This is a genomic window from Suttonella ornithocola (assembly GCF_001889065.1).
In the GTDB taxonomy this organism is placed as follows: domain Bacteria; phylum Pseudomonadota; class Gammaproteobacteria; order Cardiobacteriales; family Cardiobacteriaceae; genus Suttonella_A; species Suttonella_A ornithocola.
Genome location: NZ_LWHB01000153.1, coordinates 1 through 7,808, shown reverse-complemented (window position 1 = coordinate 7,808; position 7,808 = coordinate 1). Strand labels below are relative to the sequence as shown.

Here is a 7,808-nt window from a genome sequence, read left to right as displayed (position 1 = left end):
TAATATTTATTTTATATATATAATCTATTACTAACTTATTTTGAGAAAAGTCAGGAAGTAATTATTCTGATTATTATTGATTACCTATTAAATCAACGTTTATTTCTTAAAAGAATAATTGACAATTTTTCCTTAAAATCATTTTTCAAAAGGGAATTTCCCTGCGCCTTGACGAATAATTACTGGTGGCATTTCTGTTAAATCAACAACTGTAGTTGGTTGTACAACCAATTCTCCCACATCTATTATCATATCAACGGCATTAACTAAGCTTTTCTCCCATTCATGCGGATTGCTTATTAGTTCATTGCTATCAGCAAGCGATACTCCCATTAAAGCGTCATTATTAGCTTCTATTATTGAAGATGATTAGGCACTCTAATTCCAATCGTCTTACGCTTTTCATGCTGAACCAATCTTGGAGCGTCTTTACTCGCTGGCAAAATACAAGTAAATGCTCCGGGGAATAACGTTTTTAATAATCGAAACTGTGTGTTATCCACTTTCGCATATTGCCCAAGATGCGTTAAATCACTACAAACTATGGTGAAAGGATGATCTTTCTCTAATTGCCTAATCGTTCGTATTTTTTGACTAGCGCCCTTATCTCCTAATCGGCAGAGTAAAGCATAACCTGAGTCACTGGGAATAACGATTACTTTTCCCGCTTGTAAAGTATCTACAATAAGCTTAAGCTCTCTTGGTTTAATAAAATTGCTATTTACTTCTATCCACTGTGCCATAGTAATTCCTCATATAAAAAGCTATTATAATTAAATTATTAAAATTATTCCTTATTTATAATAAATAAAATTTTCAATATTTTTTATTACTCATATCATTATAAAATAACACTATAAATATATTAAATTTATTTATTTAGCTTTTAACGTTAAAATTATGATTGAAACCTATGAATATTTACGCTAATTTGTCGTTATAGTCAAAAGGAGAGTAATAATGAACAGAGCGCAAGCCTTAGAACAGATGCAATCAGACATCTTATGGGATGTTATTATCATAGGTGGCGGTGCAACGGGATTAGGAGCAGCTGTTGATGCGGCTACACGAGGATATAAGACCTTACTACTTGAAGCAAAGGACTTTTCTAAAGGAACTTCTAGTCGCTCAACAAAATTGGTTCATGGTGGCGTTCGCTATCTAGCACAAGGTGATGTTGCCTTAGTTCGCGAAGCCTTAAGGGAGAGAGGCAGACTGGCTAAAAATGCGCCTCAACTCTTTAAAACACAGGCTTTTATCATTCCGGGTGAAAAATGGTGGACGGCACCTTATTACACCTTTGGATTATGGTTATACGATCGTCTAGCAGGTAAATTAAGTATTGGTCGAACCAAACATCTCTCTAAAAATGTCGCTCAACAGCGGCTACCTGGCGTTAAAGATAGCTTACTCAAAGCTGGGGTTTGTTATTATGATGGTCAATTTGATGATGCACGTTTAGCGGTGACTTTAGCGCAAACTGCCGTTGATCATGACGCAACAGTGGTAAATTACTGTGCAGTGACAAACCTCACAAAAAATGAACAAGGAAAAGTAAACGGCGTTGTCGCTACAGAAGGTTTTTCTGGTAATACTTATACTTTAAAAGCACGCGCTGTATTAAATTGCACCGGCGTTTTTGCAAATGATATTTTAGCAATGGATGAACCTGATGAAAAACCAAGAATCGTTCCAAGCCAAGGTGTACATATTGTTTTAGAAAGAGATTTTCTTCCGGGTGATGATGCTTTAATGGTTCCTAAGACTTCTGACGGTCGCGTTTTATTTGCGGTGCCATGGCATGATAAATTAGTCGTTGGAACGACAGATACTTTAGTCAAAAATCATGACTATGAACCTAAACCGCTAGAAGAAGAAATTAATTTTATTTTACAAACAGCAAAAACTTACTTTAAACGCGAACCTACACGCGCAGATGTAAAAAGTGTTTTTGTTGGATTACGCCCATTAGCAGCACCTAAAGAAGAAGGTAAATCCACCAAAGAAGTTTCCCGTAGCCATAAAGTAGAAGTCAGTCAATCTGGATTGGTTAACATCTTTGGAGGCAAATGGACGACTTATCGTCAAATGGCAGAAGATGTTGTCGACGCTGCTATCAAGGCGCAATTGTTACCACAAAAAGACTGCCAAACCACTGAATTGCGCCTTCACGGCTATCAGACAAATGTGCATTTAGATGATAATCCGCTCACGCTTTATGGCTCTGATGAAGTGCAAATTCGACAACTATCCGAACAAAATGATCAACTTGCAGAAAAAATTCACCCTGACTATCCCTATATTTATGCGCAAATTCAATGGGCATTAGATAATGAAGCGGCACTCACTTTAGAAGATATTCTCGCTCGCCGGCTTCGCTTGCTATTTTTAGATGCAAAAGCAGCAGAAACCTCAGCACCTGCTGTTGGTGATTATCTTGCTAAGGCTTTAAATTGGTCTGATGAGCGTAAGAACAAAGAAATCAACGATTTTATAACACTAACAAAACAATATCAGTTGAACTAATTTCTATTTTTCCTTGCGATATAACACCACTATCGCAAGGACTTTTTTAACAACACAGGAGATAAATCTATGAGTAAATATGTGATTGCTTTAGATCAAGGCACAACATCATCACGCGCCATTATTTTTAATCACAATGGCGACATTGTTAATATTGCCCAAAAAGACTTTACCCAGCATTTTCCAGAGCCGGGCTGGGTCGAACATAATCCACAAGCCATTTGGTCAACTCAGCTTTCTGTCATGAGCGAAGCCATTGCTAAAGCAGGCGTACGTGAAGATGAAATTGCAGCCGTCGGGATTACCAACCAGCGCGAAACAACAATGGTTTGGGATAAAAAAACAGGTGAGCCAATTCATCGTGCTATCGTATGGCAAGATCGCCGTACTTCCCGTTTTTGTGACACTTTAAAAGAAAAACATGGTGAACTTATTAAGCACAAAACCGGTCTTGTTATTGATGCTTATTTTTCTGCCAGCAAAATCCGTTGGATTTTAGACAATGTAGACGGCGCTCGTGAAAAAGCTAATAAAGGCGAATTGGCTTTCGGAACCGTTGATACATGGTTAGTTTGGAAATTAACCGACGGTAAAGTTCATGTCACTGATCCAAGTAATGCTAGTCGCACGATGTTATTTAACATTCGTGATATGGATTGGGATGATGAGCTATTAGAACTTTTCCAAGTTCCTCGTTCAATGATGCCAGAAGTTAAAAGCTCCAGTGAAGTTTATGGCTATGTTGAAAGCCGCTATATTCCGGGTGGAAAAGTTCCAATTGCGGGTATTGCTGGAGATCAACAATCCGCTTTATTCGGACAAATGTGTACCAAAAAAGGAATGGTCAAAAATACTTACGGTACAGGCTGTTTCCTATTGATGAATACTGGCGAAGAAATTGTTGATTCTAAAAATAATTTATTAGCAACCGTTGCTTGGAAAATTGGCGATAAAGTGACTTATGCTTTAGAAGGTGGAGTATTTGTTGGTGGCGCAGCTATTCAATGGGTGCGTGACGGTTTGCGGATTATCCGTACAGCTGATGCAATCAATAGTTTAGCAGATTCAGTTGAAGACAATGGCGGCGTTTATTTTGTTCCAACATTAGCAGGAATGGGAGCACCATATTGGGATCAATATGCCCGCGGAACAATCTTAGGCATTACGCGCGGAACGACTGATGCGCATATCGCTCGTGCAACATTAGAAGGTATTGCATTCCAAGTTTATGATATTGTCAAAGCCATGGAAAAAGATGTTGGTGAAAAAACCAAAGAATTTCGTGTTGACGGCGGCGCAAGTGCTAGTAATTTACTCATGCAAATTCAATCTGATATTTTCCAATTTGAAATTATTCGTCCAAAAGTGTTGGAAACCACTGCAAGCGGAGCAGCATTTTTAGCTGGTTTAGCAGTTGGTTTCTGGAAAGATGTTGATGATATTGCAAAACAATGGCAAAAAGACCGCGTCTTTGAGCCTGAATTAGACATTGCCAAACGCGATCATATGCTTCACTACTGGCATAAAGCTGTTAAAGCTGCTCAAAATTGGATTGAGGAGTAAGCCATGACACCGTTTGTTGCAGAAGTTGTTGGCACTGCCTTATTGATTTTATTAGGAAATGGTGTTGTTGCAAATTGTGTCCTCAAAGGAACCAAAGGTCATAATGGTGGTTGGATAGTTATCACTACCGCTTGGGCTTTTGCCGTATTTGTCGGCGTAGTCGTTGCAGGACCAATATCTGGCGCACATCTAAATCCCGCTGTTACAGTAGGATTAGCTACCGCGGGAAAATTTGCTTGGGCAGATGCGCCACTTTATATTGTCGCACAACTCATTGGAGCTATTATTGGTGCTTTTATCGTATGGGTCTTCCATAAAGATCATTTTGCAATCACTGATGATGAAGGCGCTAAGCGTGCATGCTTTTGTACAGAACCTGCTATTTGCAATTTCCCTAGCAATTTGTTTAGCGAAGTTGTGGGAACATTCGTATTAGTATTTGTGATTTTCTATCTTGTATCAGATGCCAACATTGCTTTTCCCGGCGCAGACATTGATCCTGATACTGGTAAAGCTATCACAACCCCTATTGGTTTAGGTTCTATTGGTGCACTTCCAGTTGCCATTTTAGTGTGGGTAATTGGCTTAAGTCTTGGTGGAACAACTGGCTATGCCATTAACCCTGCTCGTGATGCAGGACCGCGAATTGTATTAACCATACTCTCTGGTAAATTAAATGCAAAACCAGATTGGGCTTATGGCATTGTTCCTATTGTTGGTCCTATTGTTGGTGCGATTTTAGCCGCATTGGCAGCTTGTTGCCTAGCTTGAGGTTAGCATGAAAAAGCTTATCAATTCAGTTGAAAATGTTCTGAATGAACAATTGCGCGGCTTTACTGCCGCGCATCCAGAAATTGAACTTCGCTTAGACCCAACCTTTCTAGTTCAAAGCGCTGGTGTCGGTAATAAAGTAGCTCTTATTTCTGGTGGCGGTAGCGGTCATGAACCCATGCACGCTGGATTTATTGGTAAAGGAATGCTTGCAGGTGCTATTCCCGGAGAAATTTTTACCTCACCTACTCCTGATCAAATTATTGCTTGCTCACAAGCAGCAGATGGTGGAAAAGGCGTATTATTGATTGTCAAAAATTACACTGGCGATGTTCTCAACTTTGAAACTGCTACCGAGCTCTTACAAGATATGGGCTGTGAAGTAAGCTTTGTTTTAAGTGATGATGATGTTGCGGTTAAAGACAGCCTTTACACAGCAGGACGTCGTGGCGTTGCCAATACCGTTATCATGGAAAAAATCTTAGGTGCGGCGGCAGAAACTGGTGATGATTTATCGTCGCTTACCAAACTAGGCATCCGCGTAAACAATAATGGTTTTTCTATTGGTGTTGCACTAAATGCTTGTACCGTCCCATCTGCGGGTAAACCATCATTTACTTTGGCAGAAGATGAAATGGAATTTGGCGTTGGTATCCACGGTGAACCGGGAATCTCACGTCGTCCTTATCAAGATTTGAATGATACTGTTGACCAAATGTTCCAAACTCTCTTAGAGAATGGCACCTATAGTCGAACCATTCGGACTTGGAACGGCACAGAGCAAACTTGGGAAGAACACACGCTAGAAAAACAGCCTTTAACTGCCGGGGATCGTGTAATTGCCATGGTAAATAACCTTGGTAGTGTTCCTATTTCCGAGCTTTATGGTATTTATGGACGTTTAGCGGAAAATTGCCAAAAAGCCAATATTCACATTGAACGTAGCTTGGTCGGGTCTTATTGCACTTCTCTAGATATGCAAGGATTTTCAATTACGCTTACGCGAGTAGATGATGAACTCTTGCGATATTTTGATGCGCCAGTTTCAACACCTGCTTGGAAACAATAATGACTAAGGACGCTTACCGTTCAATCGTCTAAAAAATAGAATAGCATTTACCGCCAAAAATGTCAGACAATGCCTATAAACTGCGCTGTTTTTAGATGATTTGATAAGCGCCCTTTTTAATGGATGATTTATGAATACACAAACGCTGATTAACTGGATAACTCGCTGTCGCGATACACTTGAAGAAAATAAAGATTACTTAACTGACTTAGATAGAGAAATTGGTGACGGTGATCATGGCGTAAATATGGCGAGAGGTTTTAAAAAAGCAGCAGAAAAACTGGAGACTTTAGACCCTTCAAAGACCTCTCCTGCCAACGTATTAAAAACCGTTGGGATGACCTTACTTTCTAGCATTGGTGGCGCAAGTGGTCCACTTTACGGCACATTCTTTATTAAAGCTGCACAGGTAGCAGGCGATAAATCCGATTTAGAAATTGCTGACATTGCTAAAATCTTTCGTGCAGGCACTGACGGACTGATTGCACGTGGGAAAGCCAGTGGCGGCGATAAAACCATGGTTGATGTATGGCTGCCTGTTTGTGCAGAACTAGAGGAAACACAATTAGACCTTGCAATGGCATTAAGCTCTGCTGCCGAAACCGCCGAACAGGCAATGACGGCGACTGTGCCCATGCAAGCCAAAAAAGGACGTGCAAGCTATCTAGGAGAACGGAGCATTGGTCATATTGACCCCGGTGCTGCTTCTTCCTATCTGATTATTCAAGCCTTATCAGAGGTAAGCAATGGTTAACTTATTACTTGTTTCCCATAGCCGTCAATTAGCTGAAAGCGTACGAGAACTGGCATTACAAATGGCACCAGAGGCACATATTTCAGTCGCCGCAGGTATAGATGACCCCGATAACCCTATCGGTACAGATGCAGTTGCGGTTATGGAAGCCATAGAAACAAATGCACAAACAGAAGACGGAATCGTTATCTTAGTGGATTTAGGCAGTGCAATTTTAAGCACACAAACAGCACTAGCGCTCGTTTCACCAGAGTTGGCTGAAAAAGTTACCATTTCTCCCGCGCCTTTTGTTGAAGGTACAATCGCTGCTGCTGTTAGCGCTATTTCTGGCGCAAACCGAGAACAAATTCTCACTGAAAGCCTTTCTGTTTTACGCGCCAAAGAATCTGCGCTCGGCACATCAGCGGATGCTCACCATGCTATATCTGATAATACCGCTAATGCCAAACATAAGCTCACCATAACAGTAGAAAATAAACAAGGGATTCACGCGCGTCCAGCCGCGAAAATTGCGGCGAAACTGTCTAAATTTTCTTCCGATCTAACCTTAACTAACCATCGTAGTGAAGAAAGTGCTAATCCAAAAACGCTAGGCGGCATTACTCAGCTAAACATTCAATGCGGTGATATGCTGACACTCAGCGCAGAAGGAACAGATGCACAAGATGCGTTAGAAACTTTTCAAAAAATGGCGAAAGAACACTTTGGCGATAAAGCGTAAATAAAACTTCATACCAAAAGAAAGACGGTTTAAGCCGTTTTTTTTATACTCAGTATTACCAAGAAATATAGCCAACTTCCCAAAAAAAGCATACAACATTAACTCAATATCGACTTTGAAAACAGTCTGAGACCTTTGCAAAATTCCGTTTTATACTAATTTTTGCTACTAGTAGAAAAATTAACGCCATGATTTTAATATATTTTCAAAATTTGAAAAATTAAAATTTCTCTATTTTATGTTTTTTTTTGCAAAGATCTCAAACTGACGAACCACAGACAACCAACCTCAGTACGGTAAAACGAGCTAACGCTGTATGCAAGTTAAAGACATTTAGCTATAAAAATAATTCTAAAAAATCCGGAAAAGGTATTTTTAACCATAAATTTTCCGGAACTCAATAA

8 protein-coding genes are annotated in these 7,808 nt (G+C 39.9%); 6 read left to right on the top strand and 2 right to left on the bottom strand.

The window, feature by feature from the left end:
- Nucleotides 1–138 precede the first annotated feature (138 nt).
- Nucleotides 139–333, bottom strand: a complete 195-nt coding sequence (locus A5N85_RS17065) for a Sua5/YciO/YrdC/YwlC family protein (protein WP_281268165.1) — start codon at nucleotides 331–333, stop codon at nucleotides 139–141.
- A gap of 23 nt (nucleotides 334–356) precedes the next feature.
- Nucleotides 357–743: an L-threonylcarbamoyladenylate synthase gene (locus A5N85_RS17060; RefSeq protein ID WP_281268166.1), complete on the bottom strand. Its 387-nt coding sequence runs from the start codon at nucleotides 741–743 to the stop codon at nucleotides 357–359.
- Nucleotides 744–960: 217 nt separating this feature from the next.
- Between A5N85_RS17060 and A5N85_RS11130 the strand changes: the two genes are divergently transcribed.
- From A5N85_RS11130 to dhaM, 6 genes are all read left to right on the top strand, one after another.
- Nucleotides 961–2,526: a glycerol-3-phosphate dehydrogenase/oxidase gene (locus A5N85_RS11130; RefSeq protein WP_072577290.1), complete on the top strand. Its 1,566-nt coding sequence runs from the start codon at nucleotides 961–963 to the stop codon at nucleotides 2,524–2,526.
- 69 nt (nucleotides 2,527–2,595) lie between these two features.
- Nucleotides 2,596–4,089: a glycerol kinase GlpK gene (glpK, locus tag A5N85_RS11125; protein WP_072577289.1), complete on the top strand. Its 1,494-nt coding sequence runs from the start codon at nucleotides 2,596–2,598 to the stop codon at nucleotides 4,087–4,089.
- Nucleotides 4,090–4,092: 3 nt separating this feature from the next.
- Nucleotides 4,093–4,860: an MIP/aquaporin family protein gene (locus A5N85_RS11120; RefSeq protein ID WP_072577288.1), complete on the top strand. Its 768-nt coding sequence runs from the start codon at nucleotides 4,093–4,095 to the stop codon at nucleotides 4,858–4,860.
- A gap of 7 nt (nucleotides 4,861–4,867) precedes the next feature.
- On the top strand, nucleotides 4,868–5,929 hold the full coding sequence (dhaK, locus tag A5N85_RS11115; RefSeq protein ID WP_072577287.1) for a dihydroxyacetone kinase subunit DhaK: 1,062 nt from the start codon (nucleotides 4,868–4,870) through the stop codon (nucleotides 5,927–5,929).
- A 130-nt stretch (nucleotides 5,930–6,059) separates the two neighbouring features.
- On the top strand, nucleotides 6,060–6,683 hold the full coding sequence (dhaL, locus tag A5N85_RS11110) for a dihydroxyacetone kinase subunit DhaL (protein ID WP_072577286.1): 624 nt from the start codon (nucleotides 6,060–6,062) through the stop codon (nucleotides 6,681–6,683).
- Entirely contained in the window at nucleotides 6,676–7,404 is a 729-nt protein-coding gene (dhaM, locus tag A5N85_RS11105; RefSeq protein WP_072577285.1) for a dihydroxyacetone kinase phosphoryl donor subunit DhaM, read from the top strand. The genes dhaL and dhaM overlap by 8 nt, the downstream gene beginning before the upstream one ends.
- The last annotated feature ends 404 nt before the right edge of the window (nucleotides 7,405–7,808 follow it).

What these genes read in the sequence shown, in the direction of transcription:
- A5N85_RS17065 (WP_281268165.1), bottom strand. Translation starts at nt 333, where the DNA reads ATGGGAGTATCGCTTGCTGATAGCAATGAACTAATAAGCAATCCGCAT.
- A5N85_RS17060 (WP_281268166.1), bottom strand. Translation starts at nt 743, where the DNA reads ATGGCACAGTGGATAGAAGTAAATAGCAATTTTATTAAACCAAGAGAG.
- A5N85_RS11130 (WP_072577290.1), top strand. Translation starts at nt 961, where the DNA reads ATGAACAGAGCGCAAGCCTTAGAACAGATGCAATCAGACATCTTATGG.
- glpK (WP_072577289.1), top strand. Translation starts at nt 2,596, where the DNA reads ATGAGTAAATATGTGATTGCTTTAGATCAAGGCACAACATCATCACGC.
- A5N85_RS11120 (WP_072577288.1), top strand. Translation starts at nt 4,093, where the DNA reads ATGACACCGTTTGTTGCAGAAGTTGTTGGCACTGCCTTATTGATTTTA.
- dhaK (WP_072577287.1), top strand. Translation starts at nt 4,868, where the DNA reads ATGAAAAAGCTTATCAATTCAGTTGAAAATGTTCTGAATGAACAATTG.
- dhaL (WP_072577286.1), top strand. Translation starts at nt 6,060, where the DNA reads ATGAATACACAAACGCTGATTAACTGGATAACTCGCTGTCGCGATACA.
- dhaM (WP_072577285.1), top strand. Translation starts at nt 6,676, where the DNA reads ATGGTTAACTTATTACTTGTTTCCCATAGCCGTCAATTAGCTGAAAGC.